At 62.2% G+C, this 19,265-nt stretch carries 18 protein-coding genes; 10 read left to right on the forward strand and 8 right to left on the reverse strand.

The genetic code is table 11. From position 1 onward, the window contains the following. Positions 1 to 68: 68 nt before the first annotated feature. From PMI07_RS04375 to PMI07_RS04390, 4 genes are all read left to right on the forward strand, one after another. Positions 69 to 3,695: a hydantoinase B/oxoprolinase family protein gene (locus PMI07_RS04375; RefSeq protein ID WP_007758166.1), complete on the forward strand. Its 3,627-nt coding sequence runs from the start codon at positions 69 to 71 to the stop codon at positions 3,693 to 3,695. Positions 3,696 to 3,711: 16 nt separating this feature from the next. Further along, the gene (locus PMI07_RS04380) at positions 3,712 to 4,923 is read left to right on the forward strand and encodes a TIGR03862 family flavoprotein (protein WP_155956373.1); all 1,212 of its coding nucleotides are present in this window, start codon (positions 3,712 to 3,714) and stop codon (positions 4,921 to 4,923) included. Between the two features lie 110 nt (positions 4,924 to 5,033). Then, a complete protein-coding gene (locus PMI07_RS04385; RefSeq protein ID WP_007758168.1) occupies positions 5,034 to 5,750 on the forward strand; it encodes a YoaK family protein in 717 nt (238 codons plus the stop codon). 18 nt (positions 5,751 to 5,768) lie between these two features. Further along, positions 5,769 to 6,557 (forward strand): YdcF family protein, encoded by a 789-nt coding sequence (locus tag PMI07_RS04390; RefSeq protein WP_007758169.1) that lies wholly within the window; start codon positions 5,769 to 5,771, stop codon positions 6,555 to 6,557. A gap of 18 nt (positions 6,558 to 6,575) precedes the next feature. Here PMI07_RS04390 and PMI07_RS04395 read toward each other — a convergent pair whose 3' ends face one another. Next, positions 6,576 to 7,052: a hypothetical protein gene (locus PMI07_RS04395; protein WP_007758171.1), complete on the reverse strand. Its 477-nt coding sequence runs from the start codon at positions 7,050 to 7,052 to the stop codon at positions 6,576 to 6,578. A gap of 116 nt (positions 7,053 to 7,168) precedes the next feature. Here PMI07_RS04395 and PMI07_RS04400 point away from each other — a divergent pair, with 116 nt between their 5' ends. After that, complete coding sequence (locus tag PMI07_RS04400; protein ID WP_007758172.1) at positions 7,169 to 7,825, forward strand: trimeric intracellular cation channel family protein; 657 nt, start codon at positions 7,169 to 7,171, stop codon at positions 7,823 to 7,825. A 6-nt stretch (positions 7,826 to 7,831) separates the two neighbouring features. On the opposite strand, the gene irrA is transcribed toward PMI07_RS04400, so the two are convergent. Then, positions 7,832 to 8,248: an iron response transcriptional regulator IrrA gene (gene irrA / locus PMI07_RS04405; protein WP_007758173.1), complete on the reverse strand. Its 417-nt coding sequence runs from the start codon at positions 8,246 to 8,248 to the stop codon at positions 7,832 to 7,834. A gap of 316 nt (positions 8,249 to 8,564) precedes the next feature. On the opposite strand from irrA, the gene fabA reads away from it, so the two are divergent. From fabA to PMI07_RS04425, 5 genes are all read left to right on the forward strand, one after another. After that, entirely contained in the window at positions 8,565 to 9,080 is a 516-nt protein-coding gene (gene fabA, locus PMI07_RS04410) for a 3-hydroxyacyl-[acyl-carrier-protein] dehydratase FabA (RefSeq protein ID WP_007758174.1), read from the forward strand. Between the two features lie 47 nt (positions 9,081 to 9,127). Next, positions 9,128 to 10,351, forward strand: a complete 1,224-nt coding sequence (gene fabB / locus PMI07_RS04415; RefSeq protein WP_007758175.1) for a beta-ketoacyl-ACP synthase I — start codon at positions 9,128 to 9,130, stop codon at positions 10,349 to 10,351. 4 nt (positions 10,352 to 10,355) lie between these two features. Continuing rightward, entirely contained in the window at positions 10,356 to 11,162 is an 807-nt protein-coding gene (fabI, locus tag PMI07_RS04420) for an enoyl-ACP reductase FabI (protein WP_007758177.1), read from the forward strand. A 79-nt stretch (positions 11,163 to 11,241) separates the two neighbouring features. Continuing rightward, entirely contained in the window at positions 11,242 to 11,424 is a 183-nt protein-coding gene (locus PMI07_RS33920) for a type II toxin-antitoxin system HicA family toxin (RefSeq protein ID WP_007758179.1), read from the forward strand. A gap of 9 nt (positions 11,425 to 11,433) precedes the next feature. Further along, on the forward strand, positions 11,434 to 11,829 hold the full coding sequence (locus PMI07_RS04425; protein ID WP_007758180.1) for a type II toxin-antitoxin system HicB family antitoxin: 396 nt from the start codon (positions 11,434 to 11,436) through the stop codon (positions 11,827 to 11,829). Between the two features lie 7 nt (positions 11,830 to 11,836). Here the strand turns inward: PMI07_RS04425 and PMI07_RS04430 are convergent, their stop codons facing one another. From PMI07_RS04430 to PMI07_RS04455, 6 genes are all read right to left on the reverse strand, one after another. Next, entirely contained in the window at positions 11,837 to 12,844 is a 1,008-nt protein-coding gene (locus tag PMI07_RS04430) for a class I SAM-dependent methyltransferase (protein ID WP_024163554.1), read from the reverse strand. 90 nt (positions 12,845 to 12,934) lie between these two features. Further along, complete coding sequence (gene pnp / locus PMI07_RS04435; protein WP_007762575.1) at positions 12,935 to 15,067, reverse strand: polyribonucleotide nucleotidyltransferase; 2,133 nt, start codon at positions 15,065 to 15,067, stop codon at positions 12,935 to 12,937. 338 nt (positions 15,068 to 15,405) lie between these two features. Beyond that, the gene (gene rpsO, locus PMI07_RS04440) at positions 15,406 to 15,675 is read right to left on the reverse strand and encodes a 30S ribosomal protein S15 (RefSeq protein ID WP_007762572.1); all 270 of its coding nucleotides are present in this window, start codon (positions 15,673 to 15,675) and stop codon (positions 15,406 to 15,408) included. A 155-nt stretch (positions 15,676 to 15,830) separates the two neighbouring features. Then, positions 15,831 to 16,760, reverse strand: coding sequence for a tRNA pseudouridine(55) synthase TruB (truB, locus tag PMI07_RS04445; protein ID WP_007762566.1), 930 nt, complete (start codon positions 16,758 to 16,760; stop codon positions 15,831 to 15,833). 12 nt (positions 16,761 to 16,772) lie between these two features. After that, positions 16,773 to 17,180 (reverse strand): 30S ribosome-binding factor RbfA, encoded by a 408-nt coding sequence (rbfA, locus tag PMI07_RS04450; protein ID WP_007762563.1) that lies wholly within the window; start codon positions 17,178 to 17,180, stop codon positions 16,773 to 16,775. A 164-nt stretch (positions 17,181 to 17,344) separates the two neighbouring features. Further along, on the reverse strand, positions 17,345 to 19,078 hold the full coding sequence (locus PMI07_RS04455) for a hypothetical protein (protein ID WP_051484077.1): 1,734 nt from the start codon (positions 19,076 to 19,078) through the stop codon (positions 17,345 to 17,347). Between the last annotated feature and the right edge of the window lie 187 nt (positions 19,079 to 19,265).

Below are 19,265 nucleotides of genomic sequence, written 5' to 3' on the forward strand. Positions count from 1 at the left end.
ACTAATCATTGACGTTTTATCGACGAAATGTTTTCGTTAGGTATCAGTTTTGATTTGAGGGGCGGATTATGACCGAGGCTAAGTGGGATTTCTGGATCGATCGCGGCGGCACGTTCACCGATATCGTGGGCCGAAAGCCGGACGGATCGCTCGTGGCCCACAAGGTCCTGTCCGAAAATCCGGAAGCCTACCGCGATGCGGCGGTGCAGGGCATCCGCGAGCTTCTCGGCGTGCCGACCGGGGCTGCCATCCCTGCCGATGCGATCGGCGCGGTGAAGATGGGCACGACGGTCGCCACCAATGCGCTGCTGGAGCGCAAGGGCGAACGCACGCTGCTCGTGACGACCCGCGGCTTCCGGGACGCGCTGGCGATCGGCTACCAGGCTCGTGCCGACATTTTTGCCAAGAAGATCATCAAGCCGGAACTGCTCTACAAGCATGTGGTCGAGGTGGACGAACGGGTCCGCGCCGACGGTACGATCGAGGCGGCGCCGGACGAAAAGACAATCCGCGGCCAGTTGCAAGAGCAGTATGATGCTGGTTTCCGTGCCGTCGCCATCGCCTTCATGCACGCGTATCGCTATCCGGCTCATGAACAGCTGGTGGCCGGGATCGCCCGCGACATCGGCTTCACCCAGGTTTCCGTCAGCCATGAGGTTTCGCCGCTGATCAAGCTGGTCGGGCGCGGCGACACGACTGTGGTCGATGCCTATCTCTCGCCGATCCTGCGCCGCTACGTGGAGCAGGTTGCCGGCGAACTCGGCACCGGCTTGGACGCCACCGAAAGCCAAGGCGCGCAATTGATGTTCATGCAGTCCTCCGGCGGGCTGACCGCAGCGCGGCTGTTCCAGGGCAAGGATGCGATCCTGTCCGGCCCGGCCGGCGGCGTGGTCGGCGCGGTCGAGACTTCGCGGTTGGCAGGCTTCAACCGGATGATCGGCTTCGACATGGGCGGCACGTCGACCGACGTTTCGCATTATGACGGCGAGTTGGAACGCTCGTTCGAAACCGAAGTGGCCGGCGTGCGCATGCGGGCGCCGATGATGTCGATCCACACGGTCGCCGCCGGCGGCGGTTCGATCCTGCATTTCGAGAACGGCCGTTTTCGCGTCGGCCCGGATTCCGCCGGTGCCAATCCCGGCCCCAAGGCCTATCGCCGCGGCGGTCCGCTGACCGTGACTGACGCCAATGTCATGCTCGGCAAGCTCTCGCCAAAGCTCTTCCCGGCGATCTTCGGCCCCAACCGCGATCAGCCGCTCGATGCGGATGCGGTGCGCGCCGCCTTCGAGGAAATGGCGAAGGTGATCGGCGACGGCCGCTTGCCGGAAGAAGTGGCCGACGGGTTCCTGGCGATCGCCGTCGAGAACATGGCGAATGCCGTCAAGAAGATCAGCGTCCAGCGCGGCTACGACGTCACCCATTACGTGCTGACCTGCTTCGGCGGTGCCGGCGGCCAGCATGCCTGCCTGACGGCCGATGCGCTCGGTATCTCGACGGTGATGATCCACCCGTTCTCGGGCATTCTTTCCGCCTATGGCATGGGGCTCGCGGATATCCGCGCCACCCGCCAGCGCACGGTCTCGCACGAGCTTGCGGCCGCGCTGGAAACGCTCGGGGCCATAAGCGACGAGCTGACCGCCAGCGTGCTGGACGAAATGGCGTCGCAGGGCGTGACTGCCTCCGAAACCGAGGTGCTTCACCGCGCCCACCTACGCTATCAGGGCACGGATACGACTTTGCCCGTAACACTCGCCACTGCGGCAGAGATGACGGTCGCCTTCGAGACGGCGCACAGGAAGCAGTTCGGTTTCATCTTCGAAAACCGCGAGATCATTTTCGAGGCCTATGAGGTCGAGGCGATCGGCGGCGGTGCCGATTCCGACGAGCCGGAATTCGAAATCGACAACGCCAAGCCGACCACGACCGAACAGACAAAGTTCTTCTCCGGCGGCGCATGGCGCGAAGCGCCTGTCTATCGGCGCGCCGATATCAAGCCGGGCTCGCGCGCAAACGGCCCCTGCCTGATCGTCGAGCCGCACCAGACTATTGTCGTCGAGGACGGCTGGGCGTTCGAGATCACGAAGCTGAACCATGTCGTGCTGAAGCGCGTCGCCGAACTCTCCCGCGCCAGGCCGATCGGCACCCAGGCGGACCCGGTTCTGCTCGAAGTGTTCAACAACCTGTTCATGTCGATCGCCGAACAGATGGGCGTGACGCTGCAGAACACCGCTTCCTCGGTCAACATCAAGGAGCGGCTGGACTTCTCCTGCGCCGTCTTCGACGCGGACGGCGCGCTGGTGGCGAACGCCCCGCATATGCCGGTGCATCTCGGCTCCATGGACCGCTCCGTCGAAAGCGTCATCGCCCAGAACCAGGGCAGGATCCGCCCCGGCGACGTGTTTGCGCTGAATGCCCCCTATAACGGCGGCACCCATCTGCCGGATATCACCGTCGTGACGCCGGTCTTCGATGCCGAGGGCAAGGACATTCTCTTCTACGTCGCCTCGCGCGGTCATCACGCCGATGTCGGCGGTACCGCGCCGGGGTCGATGACGCCGCTTGCGACCACCGTGGATGAGGAAGGCGTGCTGTTCGACAACGTGCTGCTCGTCGATCGCGGCCGTTTCGACGAGGCCGGCATCACCGATCTTCTCTCCAACCACCCCTACCCCGCCCGCAATGTCGCCCAGAACGTCGCCGACCTGCGCGCCCAGATCGCTGCCAACGAAAAAGGCGTGCACGAAATGCGCAAGATGATCGCGCAGTTCGGGCTCGACGTGGTGCAGGCCTATATGGGCCACGTGCAGGACAATGCGGAGGAGAGCGTCCGGCGGGTGATCGAGAAACTCGGCGATTCCGAATTCTCCTACCCGACCGACCAGGGCAGCGTGATCAAGGTGAAGATCACCGTCGACAGGGCCAAGCGCGAGGCGACCGTCGACTTCACCGGCACGAGCCCGCAGAAGAAGAACAACTTCAACGCACCGGAACCGGTGACCCGGGCGGCGGTGCTCTATGTCTTCCGTGTCATGGTCGAGAGTTCCATTCCGATGAATGCGGGATGCCTGCGGCCGATCCGCATCATCGTCCCGGAAGGGTCGATGCTGAAGCCGCAATATCCGGCGGCCGTGGTGGCGGGCAATGTCGAGACCAGCCAGCACGTGACCAATGCGCTGTTCGGCGCGCTCGGGGCGATGGCAGCGAGCCAGGGTTCGATGAACAATCTCACCTTCGGCAACGCAACCTACCAGTATTACGAGACGCTGTGCTCCGGTTCGCCGGCCGGTGTATTCAACGACGGGACCGGTTTCGCGGGAACGGATGCGGTGCATGTGCACATGACCAATTCCCGCCTCACCGACCCGGAAATCCTCGAAACCCGTTATCCGGTCCTGCTCGAGGATTTTCACATCCGCGAAAATTCCGGCGGCAGGGGCAGGTTCTCGGCCGGCAACGGAACGAAAAGGACGATCCGCTTCCTCGAAAAGATGGACTGCGCCATCCTCTCCTCACACCGGACGATCAAGCCGCACGGGCTTGCCGGTGGTGAAACCGGCGAGCTTGGGAAGACAACCGTGCGGCGGCTCGACGGCACGTTCGAAGAACTCGGCGGCTGCGCCCAGACGATCATCGAAGCCGGCGAAGCGGTGACGGTGCAGACGCCGACGGCCGGAGGCTATGGCAAAGCGGACTGATCTGCCGTAACCGGAGATCATGACGAAGCAGATCGCAATCATCGGCGGCGGGCCGGCGGGGCTGATGGCGGCGGAGGTTCTCTCCGCTGCCGGTCATGCCGTGACGGTCTACGAGGCGATGCCGACCTTCGGGCGGAAATTCCTGCTCGCCGGCAAGTCCGGGCTGAACATCACCCATTCGGAAGATTTTTCGAGTTTCGCGGAGCGATTCGGGAGCTCCTCTGCCCATCTGCGCCCGGCTCTGGAGGCGTTCACGCCGGACGATGTGCGGGACTGGGCGGCGGGGCTGGGTACGGAAACCTTCGTGGGGACCTCGGGCCGCGTGTTTCCAAAGGTTATGAAAGCCTCGCCGCTGTTGCGCGCCTGGCTGCGGCGGCTTGAGGCGCAGGGCGTGGCGCTCAAGACGCGGCATCGCTGGGTGGGGTTTGCCGAAAACGGTTATCGGTTCGAAACACCGGAAGGCCCGATCACCGTGGAACCGGATGCTGCTCTCGTCGCACTTGGCGGTGCCAGCTGGCCGCGGCTTGGCTCGGATGCCGCCTGGGTGCCGTGGCTGAGAGACAGGGGCATTAGGATCGCCGACCTGCAGCCGGCCAATTGCGGTTTCGACGTCGCCTGGAGTGAGCCGTTTCGCGAGCGATTTGCCGGTGAGCCGCTGAAATCTGTTTCGACCACGTCCGACGCCGGGACATTCCAGGGCGAATTCGTGGTCTCAAAACACGGGATCGAAGGCAGCCTTGTCTATGCGCATTCCGCAGCACTTCGGGACCGGCTTCTCGCGGAAGGCCGAGCAGCCTTGACCGTCGATCTCGCACCTGGCCGCCCGACGGAACGTCTGGCGCGCGACCTTGCCCGGCAGGATGCCAAGGCGAGTTTCTCCAACCGGCTCCGCAAGGGCACCGGGCTGCAGGGAGTGAAAGCCGCGTTGCTTCGCGAACTCGTTCCGGATGCCAACCGGATGGCCCCGGAGGAATTGGCAAGGCTGATCAAGGCTCTGCCGATCCCCGTTCTCCGTCCGCGGCCGATCGCCGAAGCGATCTCGTCCGCCGGCGGCGTCGCCTGGAGCGATGTTGACGGAAACTATATGCTGAAGCCGCTTCCGGGCCTTTTCGCCGCCGGGGAAATGCTCGACTGGGAGGCGCCGACGGGCGGCTACCTGCTGACCGCCTGCCTTGGGATGGGACGGGCCGCAGCACAAGGCATCGAGGAGTGGCTGCGCGCGCGATAAGACTGGCTTCTGCACGCGATTTGCGATTTCTTTTCCACTTATCCGACATTGTCCTGGATCAACGCCTCACGGCGTGATTCGCGCAGAAAGTGAGCGGAGGAAGGGCCTCCATGACCAGGGAAAGACGAAGACGCATCATCCGCAGGCGGCGTACCGTGACAGGTCTTGCGCTGGTTGCCGCCATTTCCTTCGTGGCGGGCATGACGGATGCCGTCGGCCTGCTTCTGTCGGGCGATTTCGTCTCCTTCATGACCGGCAACACGACCCGCGCGGCGATCGCCTTCGCCGACGGCGACTACAGCCATGCGATCATCCTCTTTGTCGCGCTCTGGGTCTTCATTCTCGGCAACGCGCTCGGCATCGTGCTTGCCTACACGGTTTCGGCGCGCCGCACATTCGTGGTGCTCTCGGGTGTTTCGCTGCTGCTGGCCGCGGCTTCCATCGTTCCCGCGACCGGTTTTCCGCGGCTGCAATTCTATCTGGTCGTGCTGTCGATGGGCATGATCAACGCAACGGTCGAGCATATCGAAGGGCTGCCGATCGGGCTGACCTATGTGACGGGCGCGCTTTCCCGCTTCGGCCGCGGCATCGGCCGCTGGTTGATCGGGGATCGCAACCCGACCGGCTGGTTGATCCAGACGGTTCCCTGGACCGGAATGGCATGCGGTGCCGTCACCGGTGCTTTTTTGACGAAATATGCTGGCAGCCATGCGCTCTGGATCGTTTCGGTTCTGGCCCTTGCGGTTGCGTTGGCGACGGCGCTTTTGCCGCGTCCGCTGCACCTGCATTTCCAGCAACCGATCGTCTCCACCCGCCGCCGCGCCTGATCGTTCCGAAAGTTTTTGATGTTCCTGCTTTCCAAGCTCTTCTGGGTGTTTGCCCAGCCTCTCTCGATCGCCTTTCTGCTCGCAGTTCTCGCCGCACTTCTGGTCTTCATCGGCTGGCGTAAGCTCGGCGGGTTCGCCGCGTTCCTGACCGCACTGGCGCTGTTCGTGACGCTTTTCACGACGACCGGCACAGTGGCGCTGCAGGTTCTGGAAGACCGCGTTCCAAGGCGGGGCCAGGAGCCGCAGGCGGTTTCCTGCATGATCGTGCTCGGTGGCGTGCTCGAAAACGAAGTGACGACCGCGCGTGGCGGCATCGAGCTCAACCAGGCGGCCGACCGGTTCGTGGAGGCGCTGCGGCTCGCCCGCAATCATCCGGCATCACGCATCCTGATTTCCGGCGGCGACGGTTCGATCAGCGGCGCCTATGAAGGGGAGGCGCAGGCCTCCGAACGGTTCTTCTCCGCCTTCGGCATTCCGGCCGATCGACTGGTGAAGGAGAACACGTCCCGCACGACCTACGAGAATACGTTGAACACCGCCGGACTGCTGAAGGCCCAGGGCCTCGAACACTGCCTGCTGATCACGTCGGCCTTCCACATGCCGCGGGCGATGGGGCTGTTCCGGGCGGCGGGGATGGAGGTGACGCCGTGGCCGGTCGACTATCGCACCAGCGGCGTCGTCGGCCTGTCGCTGGATTTCACCCAGCCGGCGCTGAATGCGCAGTTGACCACGACTGCTGCCCGGGAATGGATGAGCCTGACGGCCTATTATCTCGCCGGGCGAATCGGCGAGATCTTTCCGGGATGAGCCCTGTTCCGGACCGTTTTATTTTTTCGACAGGATATTGAAATCGAGGCCGCGCACCCGGACGCGCATTTCGCAGGGCGCGGCGTCGGTGCGGCCGCAGAAGCGGGGATGCATCGTCAATTCGAAGACCATGTTGCCGAAGTACTGAACGAACTCGTAGGTATAAAGCTGGGCGGTGGCGACCATGACGTAGCCGCCTTCCTTGATCTGGACATAGAAATTGTAGGGGCAGCCTTCGCCGGTGCAGCGCGGTCCCTTGACCCCGTCGCAGGTCATGTCGGATTGGTTGGAAACGAGGTCGAGCATGCCGTCGTTGTTGATGTCGAAACGCTTGATGAAGGTCGGCCCGTAGTCGACAGTCTTGCATTCCTTGCGGAAGTAATTCTTTTCGTAGATTTCCGGATCGCTGAAACGCTGTGGCTGCTGACCGAAGGCAAGTGTCGGCGCAAACACCAGGACGAGCGCCTGCACAACAATGATCAAGAGCTTTTTCACTGGCGGACCCCTGCAAATTCATCTGTTCACGGCGCGCGTCGAAGGATGACGCACGCAACGATCGGCAGCTATGTTAACGGTCTGCACTTGCGCGACGCTGGATCACAAGGTCTGACATGTCATTGCTGACGATACTCGACTATGCCGGCATAGCGCTTTTTGCCGCGACCGGGGCGCTGGCCGCTTCGCGAAAGCAGCTCGATCTGGTCGGTTTCCTGTTTTTCGCGGCGGTCACGGGGCTCGGCGGCGGCACGCTCAGGGATATCATCCTCGGCCGCACCCCGGTCTTCTGGGTACTCGACCCTACCTATATCCTGATCTGCGTCATATCGGGTGCCTTCGTCTTCTGCACAGCACACCGGGTGGAATGGCGCTATCGCCTGCTGATCTGGTTCGATGCGGTCGGGCTCGCGGCCTATAGCGTGATCGGCGCGGCAAAAGGGATCGCCGCCACGGGATCGCCAACGATCGCGATCGTCACCGGGGCGCTGACGGCAGCCTTCGGCGGCATCCTGCGCGATCTTCTCGCCAACGAACCCTCGGTGCTGCTGAGGCCGGAAATCTACATTACCGCCGCACTTGCCGGCGCCTGCGGGTTTACCGCGGCGAATGCGCTCGGCCTGCCGCTCTACGCGAGTTCGGGGCTCGGTGCTGCCCTTGCCTTCGGCCTGCGCGGAGGCGCGATCCACTATGGCTGGACATTGCCGCGCTACAGGCCACGGCCCGGACGGGACCAGGACGAAGCCATGAGGGGAAACAAAGGGAAAGAGTAGGAAGCGTCAGCCTTTCTTTTCGCGCAGGCGGATGATCACATCCACATGGGCGATTTCCATGCCTTCCGGGGCTTCCGGCAGGTTGCCGATCTCCAGATTGCTGACCGGAATGTCGAGCACCTCGTTGCGACCCTCGACGAAGAAGTGATGGTGGTCGGAAATATTGGTGTCGAAATAGGTCCTGGCGCTTTCAACTGCGAGGACGCGGATGAGGCCGGCTTCGGTGAACTGGTGCAGCGTGTTGTAGACGGTTGCTAGCGAAACCGGAACGCCGGCGAAAGTGGCTTCCTCGTGCAGTTCCTCGACGGTCAGGTGGCGGTCACCCTTGGCGAACAGCAGGTCGGCTAGCGCAACGCGCTGCCTCGTCGGACGCAGGCCGCAATGGCGCAGTCTCGTCTCGATGTCCGTACCGGCTTCTGCCATATTGCCCGTCAACTCCTGCCGTTTCTCGCCCATATCAGGTATCTTGACTTTCCGATATAACTTTTACGGCGAGCACTTTCAATAGTTTCCGGAGGATACCTGGCGCAGCAGGGTCAAAAACGCGCAATTTCCGTCACAAGCCTCTGGTTTGCGCCTTTAGCTTCCTATATGCGGACCAGAACAAACGCATGTTCCAGCGGCTCGGCTGCCATCCCCAGGCGGAGCGCAAGTTCATCGTTACGCTTCAATTCCGACCGATCTTGCAATAAGCTGCTGAAACAAAAGGTCTAAGGTTCAACGGGGGGAACGGAAATTTATGGCACCCAAGCAGTCCAGCTTCTCTTACGAAGAACTTCTCTCTTGCGCCCATGGTGAGCTGTTCGGACCGGGCAATGCGCAGCTTCCGCTGCCGCCGATGCTGATGGTCCATCGCATCACCGACATTTCGGAAACAGGCGGAACCTTCGACAAGGGTTATCTTCGCGCCGAATACGACGTCAGGCCCGACGACTGGTATTTTCCCTGCCATTTCGAAGGCAATCCCATCATGCCGGGCTGCCTTGGTCTCGACGGCATGTGGCAATTGACCGGTTTTTTCCTCGGCTGGCTCGGCGAGCCCGGACGCGGCATGGCCTTGTCGACCGGCGAAGTGAAGTTCAAGGGCATGATACGCCCAGACACCAAGCTGCTTGAATATGGCATCGACTTCAAGCGCGTCATGCGCGGTCGTCTGGTGCTTGGCACCGCGGATGGCTGGCTCAAGGCAGATGGCGAAACCATTTACCAGGCAACCGACCTTCGTGTAGGCCTGTCGAAGGAAAAGGCCGCCTGATCCGGCGTCCCGGCCAAAGCAGAACGAGCAGAAAAGGTTTTGATGAGATGAGACGGGTAGTTGTAACGGGTCTCGGTATCGTATCCTCGATCGGGAGCGACGCCGCCGAAGTCACCGAATCCTTGCGTCAGGCGAAGTCCGGCATTTCCTTCTCTCCCGATTTTGCCGAGCACGGTTTCAAGTGCCAGGTCTGGGGCAGGCCGACGCTTGACCCGACCGAGCTGGTCGATCGCCGCGCGATGCGCTTCCTCAGCCAGGGCGGCGCCTGGAACCATGTCGCCATGAAACAGGCGATCGCCGATTCCGGTCTCGAAGACAAGGACATCGGCGAGAACGAGCGCACCGGGATCATCATGGGTTCGGGCGGACCGTCCACCCGCACGCTCATCGAAGCCGCAGAGATCACCCTCAAGAACAACAGCCCGAAGCGCATCGGCCCGTTCGCCGTGCCGAAGGCGATGTCATCGACGGCATCGGCGACGCTTGCCACCTGGTTCAAGATCCACGGCGTCAACTATTCGATCTCGTCCGCCTGCTCGACATCGGCGCACTGCATCGGCAATGCCGCCGAGATGATCCAGTGGGGCAAGCAGGACGTGATGTTCGCCGGCGGCCACGAGGACCTCGACTGGACGATGTCGAACCTGTTCGACGCCATGGGCGCCATGTCCACCAAGTACAACAACGATCCCGACAAGGCCTCGCGCGCCTATGACGTCGATCGCGACGGTTTCGTCATCGCCGGCGGTGCGGGCGTGCTGGTTCTCGAAGAGCTCGAGCATGCCAAGGCGCGTGGTGCGAAGATCTATGCGGAAATCGTCGGTTACGGCGCGACGTCGGACGGTTACGACATGGTCGCCCCGTCGGGCGAAGGCGCTATCCGCTGCATGCGCCAGGCGCTTGCGACCGTGAAGGGCGATGTCGACTACATCAACACCCACGGCACGTCGACGCCGGTCGGGGACAGCAAGGAAATCGGCGCGATCCGCCAGGTCTTCGGGACCAAGATCCCGCACATCCAGTCGACCAAGTCGCTGACCGGCCATTCGCTCGGCGGCGCCGGCGTGCAGGAATCGATCTACGGGCTTCTGATGATGCAGGAGCGCTTCATCGGCGAAAGCGCCCATATCGAAAACCTGGATCCAGAATTCGAAGGCGTTCCGATCGTGCGCAATCGCATCGACGACGCCAAGATCGATACGGTCCTTTCCAATTCCTTCGGGTTCGGCGGCACCAACGCCACGCTCGTCTTCCAGCGCTTTAACGGGTAATTCCATGACCGGAATCATGCAGGGGAAACGCGGCCTGATCATGGGGGTCGCCAACAATCACTCTATTGCCTGGGGGATCTCGAAAGCTGTCGCCGCGCAGGGTGCGGAACTCGCCTTCACCTACCAGGGCGAAGCACTCGGCAAGCGCGTCAAGCCGCTCGCCGCCGAGCTCAATTCGGATTTCGTCGTGCCTTGCGATGTCGAGGATATCGCCTCGGTAGACGCGACGTTCGCGGCGATCAAGGAACGCTGGGGCAAGCTCGATTTTGTCGTGCACGCGATCGGCTTTTCCGACAAGAACGAGCTGAAGGGCCTCTACGCGGACACGACACGCGACAATTTCAGCCGCACGATGGTGATCTCCTGTTTCTCCTTCACGGAAATCTCCAAGCGGGCAGCCGACCTGATGACGGATGGCGGCGCCATCCTGACACTTACCTATGGCGGCTCGATGCGGGTGATCCCGAACTACAATGTCATGGGTGTCGCCAAGGCGGCGCTGGAAAGCTCGGTGCGTTATCTTGCGGCCGATTACGGCCCGCGCGACATCCGCGTCAACGCGATCTCGGCAGGCCCGGTGCGCACGCTTGCCGGCGCCGGCATTTCGGATGCTCGCGCGATCTATTCCTGGAACCAGAAGAACGCCCCGCTGCGCCGCACCGCGACCATCGAGGATATCGGCGGTTCCGCACTCTACCTGCTCTCGGACCTGTCGCACGGCGTAACGGGCGAAATCCACTATGTGGACGCGGGGTATAATATCACGTCGCTTCCGAGCCTCGACCGGCTGCGGAACGCGGATTCGGAATAAATCAAGATGCGCATTATTATGCGCATCTTGATTACCCATCTCACTCGCGCTATCTTCTTCGCATAGCAAGGGTGTGCCCGTGGAGCGGAACAGTCACAAGATCATCGCGAGGCTGAAGCGCGACGGTTACGAACTCGTTTCTGTAAAAGGCTCGCACCACAAGCTTCGCAAGGGCCCGCAAACGATCATCGTTCCGCACCCGAAGAAAGATTTACCTGTTGGGACCGCGCTTGCGATTGCCAAGCAGGCAGGATGGGTTTGAGGTAGATCGATGAAATACTTCATCGCGCTCGTACATAAAGACAGTGGCAGCGCCTTCGGCATCAGCTTCCCGGACCTGCCGTCGGTTTTCTCCGCGGCGGATATCGAGGACGACCTGACTGCAAACGCGATCGAAGCACTTCGGCTCTGGGCGGAAGATGACGTCTTGCCGGCCCCCTCTTCCTATCAAGAGCTGATGTCACGCGGCGAGATCCGCGCAGAGCTTGCCAAGGGCGCGTTCCTGGCGCGCATTCCGTTCATCGAGGATGATACGCGTGTCGTGCGCGCCAACGTGACTTTCGAAAAAGGCATGCTCGACGCGATCGACGCTGCCGCAAAGGAGCGCGGGCTGACGCGCTCAGCCTTCCTGGCCAGCGCCGCCCGCAAGGATATCGAAGCGGCCTAGAGTCGGCTTACTTCTTTGCCCACAGCACTTTGAACCGTGCATTGCGGCAAGTTTCACCGCTCTCGCGGAAACCTTCGGCCAGCACTGGTTCGTAGGTCAGGCCGCGATTGGCGACCAGCATCAGGCGGCCGCCGTTCTTGAGCGCCGCGGCGGCGGTGCGGATCATCGTCTTGCCGAGTTCGGGATCGGTCGCCTGCGTCTCGTGGAAAGGCGGGTTCATGATGACGAGATCGTATTTTTCCTTTGGCGGCTCGGCGCCGAGATCCTGCCAGTAGAAGCGGGCATTGAGGTCCGGGCAGTTGCGCGCGATGTTGCGCTTGGCAAATTCCAGCGCCTGGTAATCGGCCTCGAAAAGATCGATGCGGTTCACCCGCTTCGACTTCTCCGCCAGCATCACCGACAGATAACCCCAGCCCGCGCCGAAATCGGCGGCATTGCCGTCGAAATCGGCCGGCAGGCGGCCTGCGAGCAGTTCCGAGCCTGCATCCACGCGCTCGTGGGAGAACATGCCGGGCGCTGCTTCAAACCGGGCGTCGATCACGACGGTCGATTTCTTCAGCGCCTTGATCGCCGCCTCGGCATCGGTGGGCCGGGCAAACCACACGGCGACGCCGTGGTATTTCGGCGTGTAGTCGAGTTCGATGCCGAGCTTCAGCAGCGTGTTGCGGAGCGGCTGGATGCCATCTTCCTTACCGCCGGCCACAATGATCACGCCGCCCGCCCTGACGCGCTCCAGGGCCTCTGCTACGCGGTTCTCATTCTCCCCGCGATGCTTGCCGCAGAGCACCAGTCCAAAGTCGTAGCCGTCACCCTCGGCCTCGGGAAACGCGCCTTCGCTCAGGCCACGGAACAGAGGCCGGAACGACTGTACCGCGGTGATCTCGGCAGCAAACCCCTCAGGCAGGGCGTTGCCCGCCTCCGCCCCCAGGAAGAGCACACGCTCGCCTTCGCCAGGCATGGGAACTGCCTCGGTGTCAAAGGGGTGGAACAGGGTTTTGACGGCGTCTCGGCTCATATTTCGTCTCGTGGGTTCGTCTCGTAACAGCAGATAAACAAAAGGCGCGGAAGAGCTTCCGCGCCTCGATGTCTCGGAAGGAAGAGGGCCTTATTCGGCGGCTTCGCCTTCAGCCTTCTTGACTTCCTGGCCGGTGGCCTGGTCAACGACCTTCATCGACAGGCGAACCTTGCCGCGCTCGTCGAAGCCCATCAGCTTGACCCAGACCTTGTCGCCTTCCTTGACGACGTCCTGGGTCTTGGCAACGCGCTCGGAAGCGAGCTGCGAGATGTGCACGAGGCCGTCGCGGGCACCGAAGAAGTTCACGAAGGCGCCGAAGTCGGCGGTCTTGACGACCGTGCCTTCATAGATAGCACCGACTTCCGGCTCGGCAACGATCGAGTGGATCCACTTGCGGGCCGCTTCGATTTCCTTGCCGGAAGACGAAGCGATCTTGACGGTGCCGTCGTCCTCGATGTTGATCTTGGCGCCGGTCTTTTCGACGATTTCGCGGATGACCTTGCCGCCCGAACCGATGACTTCGCGGATCTTGTCGACCGGGATGTTCATCACTTCGATGCGCGGTGCGAATTCGCCGAGCTGGCCGCGGCTCTCGGTGATGGCATTGGCCATTTCGCCGAGGATGTGCTTGCGGCCGCCCTGTGCCTGACCGAGCGCGACCTTCATGATCTCTTCGGTGATGCCGGCGATCTTGATGTCCATCTGCAGCGAGGTGATGCCGTCGGCAGTACCCGCGACCTTGAAGTCCATGTCGCCGAGGTGGTCTTCGTCGCCGAGGATGTCGGAGAGAACGGCGAAACGCTCACCTTCGAGGATGAGGCCCATGGCGATACCGGCAACCGGCTTGGCGAGCGGCACGCCTGCGTCCATCAGAGCGAGCGAGGTGCCGCAGACGGTCGCCATCGAAGACGAGCCGTTGGACTCGGTGATTTCGGAGACGACGCGCAGCGTGTAGGGGAACTGCTCGACCGTCGGCAGCATCGGGCGAATGGCGCGCCATGCGAGCTTGCCATGGCCGATTTCGCGGCGGCCCGGGGAGCCCATGCGACCGGTTTCACCGACCGAGTAGGGCGGGAAGTTGTAGTGAAGCAGGAAGCGTTCCTTGTACATGCCGGTGAGGCTGTCGACGTACTGCTCGTCCTCGCCGGTGCCGAGGGTGGCGACAACGATCGCCTGGGTCTCGCCGCGGGTGAAGAGGGCCGAACCGTGGGTGCGCGGCAGGATGCCGACTTCCGAGACGATCGGACGGACGGTTTCGAGGTCGCGGCCGTCGATACGGCTCTTGGTGTCGAGGATGTTCCAGCGAACGATCTTCGCCTGCAGGTGCTTGAAGACGGCGCCGATGACTTCGGCATTGTACTTCGGCTCGACGCCTTCCGGGAAGAAGTGGGCCTTCACCTTCGCCTTGACGGCGTCGACGGCAGCGTACCGGTCAGCCTTCTGGGTGATCTTGTAGCCTTCGCGAAGCTCGGCTTCGAAATGCTGCAGCATTTCGGCTTCGAGTTCGGAATGATCTTCCGGTTCGAATTCGCGCGGCTCCTTGGCGGCGACTTCGGCGAGCTTGATGATCGCGTCGATGACCGGCTGGAAGCCGCGGTGGCCGAACATGACGGCACCGAGCATGACGTCTTCGTTGAGTTCCTTGGCTTCGGATTCAACCATCAGGACGGCGTCCTGGGTGCCGGCAACGACGAGGTCGAGAACCGACTCGTCCATCTCGTCGAGATGCGGGTTGAGGACGTATTCGCCGTTGATGTAACCGACGCGGGCGCCGCCGACCGGGCCCATGAAGGGAACACCGGAAAGGGTGAGTGCCGCCGAGGTGGCAACCATGGACAGGATGTCCGGGTTGTTCTCGAGGTCATGCTGGATAACCGTGACGACGACCTGGGTGTCGTTCTTGTAGCCTTCCGGGAACAGCGGGCGGATCGGGCGGTCGATCAGGCGGGAAACGAGGGTTTCGTTTTCGCTCGGACGACCTTCGCGCTTGAAATAGCCGCCCGGGATCTTGCCGGCGGCATAGGTCTTTTCCTGGTAGTTGACGGTGAGCGGGAAGAAGTCCTGGCCCGGCTTCGGAGCCTTGGCGGATACCACGGTCGCGAGAACGACGGTTTCGCCGTAGGTGGCCAGAACCGCGCCGTCAGCCTGGCGGGCGATCTTGCCCGTTTCCAGCCTCAGCGGGCGGCCTGCCCATTCGATTTCGACGGAATGTGTATTGAACATGTCTTGTCCTTCAATGCGGGAGCACACGCATCGCCGATATCGGGCGCAGCGCACAGTCGACCGCAATCAATGTGACACATCATGGGCAAGACAACGGGAGGCTTTGCGTTTTCGGTCTCCTCAAAAGGAGCCGCGGCTAAAGCCCCGAGGGCTTTGGCCGAAAGCATCCGGCAATCCTGCCCCATGACAGGTCAACGGTTTGTTTGGCAGATCCGGCCCATCCGGGTCCGCCGGGATTTTTACCGTGCAGGTCTCAGGGCACGGTTCCAGCGTTTCATCGGGACCAGGCCCGAAAAGGCGTCCGGCGGGCACTGTTGCCAGTCCCGCCGGAAGATTTGTTAGCGGCGAATGCCCAGGCTGGTGATCAGCTTGGTATAGCGGCCTTCGTCCTTCTTCTTGAGATAGTCAAGAAGCGAGCGGCGGCTCGAAACCATCGTCAGCAGGCCACGACGGGAATGGTTGTCCTTCTTGTGGCCTTTGAAATGTTCGGTCAGGTTGTTGATGCGCTCGGTCAGGATCGCAACCTGGACTTCCGGAGAACCGGTGTCGCCTTCGACAGTTGCATATTCCTTGATCAGCGCAGTCTTACGCTCGGCAGTGATCGACATCGGATGATCCTTTCTTTTGAGAGGAAACAGGGACGCCAAAGGCCGGGATGTCGTCCAGCATTGGCCGTGAACGCAAAATGAGTGCCAGAGGCCGCCTTCTTGCTGGCGCTGCCTATAAACCATTCATGCCCGGATTGGAAGAGCGGATGTTTCGCTCAGCCGAACACCCGCTTCGGCCTGAATTCGCCCTGACCGATCTCGCCGATGGCGATCAGCTTGCCGCGGACCGTCGCATAGGCCTCCGCCTCCGCAAGCGGTGCATCGCGCCCGCGCAGGATGACCGGATTGCCCATCTTCAGCCGGTGAGCCTGGTCGTCGGTAATCGGCAGGTGCGGCAGGCTGGAAAGGGCTTCGGCAGTATCGATCAGGAATGCATCGAGCGCTGCCAGGCGCTCTTCGCGGTCCTCGATTTCCTCGAGCGCCACGAGATCGGCCAATGGCACCATCTTTTCCTCGGCAAACGGCGCGACAAAGGTGCGGCGCAATTCGGAGATATGGCCGTAGCAGCCGAGGTCCCGGCCGAAATCGCGGGCAAGCGCGCGCACATAGGTGCCCTTGCCGCACTCCACCTCGAAATGCGCCTTGTCGGCGGTCACGCCAAGCAGCGTCAGCCGGAAGATCTCCACTTCACGGGAAGGGATATCGACCGTCTCGCCGTCGCGGGCGAGGTCGTAGGCGCGTTCGCCGGCAATCTTGATGGCAGAGAACTGCGGCGGGATCTGGCTGATCGTGCCGGTATATTTCGGCAGGAGATCGCGGATCGACTGTTCGTCGGGACGCGTGTCCGAGGAGGCCGTCACCTCGCCTTCGAGGTCGTCGGTCGAGCGCTCTTCGCCCCAGCTGACGGCGAATTCATAGATCTTGCGGCCGTCCATGACGTAGGGCACGGTCTTGGTCGCATCGCCGAGCGCGATCGGCAGCATGCCCGAGGCGAGCGGATCGAGCGTGCCGGCGTGGCCGGCCTTCTGGGCGTTGAACAGCCACTTGATCTTGGAGACGGCTTCGGTCGAGCCGAAATCAATCGGCTTGTCGAGGATCAGCCAGCCGGAAACCGGGCGGCCCTTTGGTTTGCGGGGTTTGGACATGCGTTCTCTTGATTATTCTTTGTCTTCACTATCGCCGTCGAGATCCCGCTGGACCTCCGGCGAGCGCAGCAGCTCATCGATCTTCTTGTAGTTGTCGAAGCTGGTATCGTCACGGAAGCGGACTTCCGGCATGTATTTCATCTGCCGAAGCTGGCCGCCGATACGGCCACGGATGTATTTGGCGTTGCGGTTCAGCGCCTCGATGACCGCCGCATGATCCGGCAGGCCGAGGGGCGTCACATAGGCCGTTGCGATCTTCAGGTCCGTCGACATGCGCACTTCGGACACCGAGATCACGGTCTTTTCGATGAGGTCGTCGCGCACTTCGCCGCGCTGCAGGACCTGGGTTATGGCGGCGCGGACCTGTTCGCCAACGCGAAGCATGCGCTGGGAAGGCGCCGAGGATGTTGGCTTGCTCATTGTGTTTCTCTTCTAGAGCACTTGCGGGGTTCGTCCCGTATTCCAAGCGCTGCGTCAGCAAAGGCGGTCACATGACCCAGGCGCGCCCAAAGGTCAAGGCGCCGCCTTCGCTTTATCTTAACAGGCTGGGCTGCCGAATGCAGCTCCCAACCGGCTCCCGCCCATCAAAACAGGGCGTCGTCGATGTCGTCGTCCGACATGGTGGTTGCGACGGCGGCGGCTTCCACCGGCGGCGCGGTGCCAAGCACTGCGGCATGCAGTTCGCGTTCGGTCACCATGGTATAAAGACGGGCAATGCGTCCACCAACTTCGGCAAGCGCCCCTTCGAGACCCGGCGCTTCGAAGACGTCCTCGTGAAGGTCCATCTCGTTGGCGCAGGAGCGCAGCACTTCGCCGAGTTCGGCGTTGAAGTTTAACCGGGCGAGCGAGATATCCATTTCGCCGACAGCTGTCCTGCTCTGATCGCCGAGCGCCAGCATCTGGGCATCCATCCGGTCGCCGACGGAGCGGATGTTTTCAAGCGCATTTTCAAGGCGCTGATCCAGGCTCTGTTCGCCCTCTTCAGCCTGCACGCTGGTCAGCTTGTTGGCGGCGATTTCGAGTGTCTGGAGCTCGGTCAGGATCTTTTCGGCCGTTTCATCGAGGGCCGCTGCGAAGTTGCGCAGTTCGGCGGTCACGACGTTGATCGCCCTGCCCTCTTCCCCGATCTTGCTGCAGCGCAGGTTGGTGTTGAGCGCCATGTAATGGATATCGGTGCGCACGACCTTGACCGTGCTGATGCCCTCGAGAAGTTCTCGGACGGTATCGCTGGTCGACCGGCTGAGCTCGCTGGCATGGTGGGCGACATCCTCGATTTCGCGCACGGCGCCGCGGGCGGCGGCCACGCCGTTCTCGAGCTGCCGGATCGCATTGTCGTTGTCGCCGCTGCCGGTATCGGTCATCGTCGCGCGCAGGGCCTCGATCTGCGACAGATCGGACCGGAAGCTTGCGACGATGGCGACGATCTTTGCGGTATCACGATCGAAATCGGCGATGGATTGATTGAGCTGCAACGACACGAGCTTGCGGATGATCAGCGACAGGCTTTCGCGCTGGTCGCCGTTGAGCCCCGCGGCGTCCGGCGACTCCAGATATTCCGAAAGGATGCGCAGGCTCGACTGGCAATGTTCGATGCGCTGGCGGGTAATGTCGCCGACCTGCATGGCCGACAGCGTCGAGGCGAGCTTCGATTGGATGCCGCCGGCGACGGCACGTACCCTCGCGGCGCGTTCTACAAGCAGCTTGCGGTGCTTGCCGATCTCCGTTGCACCGTTGGAAAGACCCGAAACGATCTGCGGCACCGTTTCGTCATAGCTTGCGAGGATCGCCTTTCCCTTGGTCATCACTGGGCCCAGGCCGTGACCGAGCGTACTCAGCTTGCCGGCCAGATCGTTGACCTGGCGTGATCCTTCCTGGATCCTTGCGAGGATTTCCTCCGCGAAGCCGGCGAAATCGGCAATGCCGGCGCCGGTGATCTTGGCGGTCACGGCGAACGTGCGCAGATAGCGCAGCGTTTCCTGCATGTCCTCGATCTGTGGCCGGAGCTTCCGCTCGGCGCAGGCAATTTCCTGGAAGCCGACCTGGCGTCCGGATTCGAGCCGGGTCAGGTGGGACAGGCGCTCGACCGTGCTCTTCAGCTCGGCCATCGTGGCATTGGCCGTTCCTTCATCCAGCGAACCGGTCAACTGGTCGAGGGACGCAATCAGCTTGTTCAGCACGTCGAGGATCGACAGAAGTGCGGCCCCGCCATCGAGAAAGCGTTCCTCGATACGCGAGCGTGCCGTTTCCATCCGGTCGACAAAGGCGAACACGCCTGTCGAACTCTCTGCAACGTTGAAAATGGATGCCCTGACAGCCACTTTGCCTCACCTTTCGGGTCCCGCGGGACCTCTGCCTGCTGAAGATCGCGACGATGAACTCGTCTGTGTTGTTTTGGGACAGCCCCGCACCAGCGAGTTCGTGGCATGGTTCCGTCCTGCGTGAGAACACTCTGAGCGACGAGGAGTTAATTCCCGTAGAATCCGGCATTCCCATTTGCGACTTGTG

This window comes from Rhizobium sp. CF080, from assembly GCF_000282095.2.
Lineage (GTDB): Bacteria > Pseudomonadota > Alphaproteobacteria > Rhizobiales > Rhizobiaceae > Neorhizobium.